Raw genomic sequence first — 2,059 nt, forward strand, 5'->3', positions numbered from 1 at the left:
ATACCAAGGTAACCGATGCCGAGTTGGCCAACGGCAGAGCCGCCGTATAGCGAACACATGTAAACGCCTAAGCGTTTCGCGCGCTGAGATTCGTCACCGCTCATTAACCAAGACTCTACAATCACGAAGATACCTGCAACCGCTACACCAGCGACAAAGCGGGCTAATAACCATACCGCTTGATGTGGGATGAGTGGTAACACAAGGATCGTTGCGATAAAAATAGCCAGAGCGATAACAAACGCATCTCTGTGACCAACACGTGCGATCGCACGTTCAATCAATAACGTACCGGCTAAAAGCCCTGCATAGAATGCACTCGCCAACCAACTCGATAGATTTTTGTCTAAGCCATACTCAGACAACATTAATGGTAATGAACTCATTAAATAGCCTGAAGCGATCGCGTAAAAAGACAATGCAATAACCGGAACAGTTATGCGAGTTGTTTGTTGGATGTTGTCCAATGCAGGAGCCTCTAAATAGTGGAAGAAACGATGAATTTTCCGCGACTATGGGGGAGAAACTGAATTGGGTAAAACGAATAAAAATAGTCGTTAAGATAAAAGAAATTTATCGAGATCTTGAGCTAAAATACCATAGCGGAATTTACGATTTTTCGAGATTTTATGCGGTCAAAAAGCCACTAGGATTATGTTCATTATGGTTTTGTAAGCGATACAATCATCCGCGTAGGTCATCCGTGATGGTTGTTGAACATCACGATAATTCAAGCGAAGAAAGTTAAGCTCATTGGTGCTTTATGAACATACACAACGTCATTGAACAGGCCAGAGAGGAATGGTGTTGTGTTCAACTTGATGTTACAAATACCCGCGTAAAATGTTCATTCGTATGGTGTTATCAATGACGGCAATAGCGTAAACGAGAGTTACACCCAATGGAGATAGGCAAATGGATAGTTATGATTTTATTGTTGTTGGCGGGGGCTCGGCAGGATGTGTAATGGCTGCAAGGCTGTCTGAAGATCCCAATGTCACGGTTTGCCTATTGGAAGCAGGTGGTAAAGACACAAGCCCATTAATTCATACACCCGTAGGTATAGCCGCGATGATGCCAACTAAGCTAAACAACTGGGCCTTTGAGACCGTTGAACAGCCGGGTTTGAATGGTCGTAAAGGTTATCAACCAAGAGGTAAGACACTTGGTGGGTCCAGTTCTATCAATGCGATGATGTACGCTCGTGGGCACCGTTACGACTACGACACTTGGGAAAGTTTGGGTAATGCAGGTTGGAGTTATGAATCGTGTCTGCCTTACTTTAAGAAAGCCGAAAATAACGAAGTTCACCAAGATGAGTATCACGGCCAAGGTGGCCCTCTGAACGTCACTAACCTTCGATCGCCAAGTCCGATGTTGGAACGTTACTTAACGGCGTGTGAGTCGATAGGGGTTCCCCGTAATGAAGACATCAACGGTGCTGCTCAGTTTGGGGCGATGCCGACGCAGGTAACCCAGTTGAATGGCGAACGGTGCAGTGCTGCCAAGGCTTACTTAACGCCAAACCTTTCGAGACCAAATCTTACGGTCGTGACCAAGGCAACCACGCATAAGGTCTTGTTTGAGGAGAAGAAAGCGGTAGGTGTTGAATACGGCTCGAATGGCAAGCGTTATCAGATCCAATGTAACAAAGAGGTGATTCTATCTGCTGGTGCATTTGGTTCTCCCCAGTTGTTATTACTGTCTGGTGTCGGTGCTAAAGACGATTTGGAGGCGCATGACATCGAGCAGGTTCATGAGTTGCCTGGAGTGGGCAAGAACCTCCAAGACCATATCGACTTGGTGCATTCGTACAAGTGCAGTGAAAAGCGTGAAACTTTTGGTATCTCGCTACAAATGGCCTCTGAAATGACCAAAGCTCTGCCGCTATGGCACAAAGAACGCCGTGGCAAGATGAGCAGTAATTTTGCAGAGGGGATAGGTTTTCTTTGTTCCGAAGATCATATCGCGGTGCCGGATTTAGAGTTTGTATTTGTGGTCGCTGTTGTCGATGACCATGCAAGAAAAATCCATACCAGTCATGGTTTTACGTCTCATG

The 2,059-nt window shown here is 45.8% G+C and carries 2 protein-coding genes and 1 pseudogene; 2 read left to right on the plus strand and 1 reads right to left on the minus strand.

Annotated elements, in window-relative coordinates:
* A partial coding sequence (locus tag AB4496_RS23835; RefSeq protein ID WP_372132241.1) for an MFS transporter occupies window positions 1-467 on the minus strand: 467 nt, incomplete at its 3' end.
* Here AB4496_RS23835 and AB4496_RS23840 point away from each other — a divergent pair.
* Together AB4496_RS23840 and AB4496_RS23845 are read left to right on the plus strand one after the other, a co-directional pair.
* A pseudogene (locus AB4496_RS23840) lies at window positions 467-675 on the plus strand (hypothetical protein). The gene AB4496_RS23835 and the pseudogene AB4496_RS23840 overlap by 1 nt on opposite strands.
* A 240-nt stretch (window positions 676-915) precedes the next feature.
* A partial coding sequence (locus tag AB4496_RS23845) for a GMC family oxidoreductase (protein WP_372132244.1) occupies window positions 916-2,059 on the plus strand: 1,144 nt, incomplete at its 3' end.

Source organism: Vibrio sp. 10N.222.46.A1, from assembly GCF_041473595.1.
Taxonomy (GTDB): domain Bacteria; phylum Pseudomonadota; class Gammaproteobacteria; order Enterobacterales; family Vibrionaceae; genus Vibrio; species Vibrio tasmaniensis_A.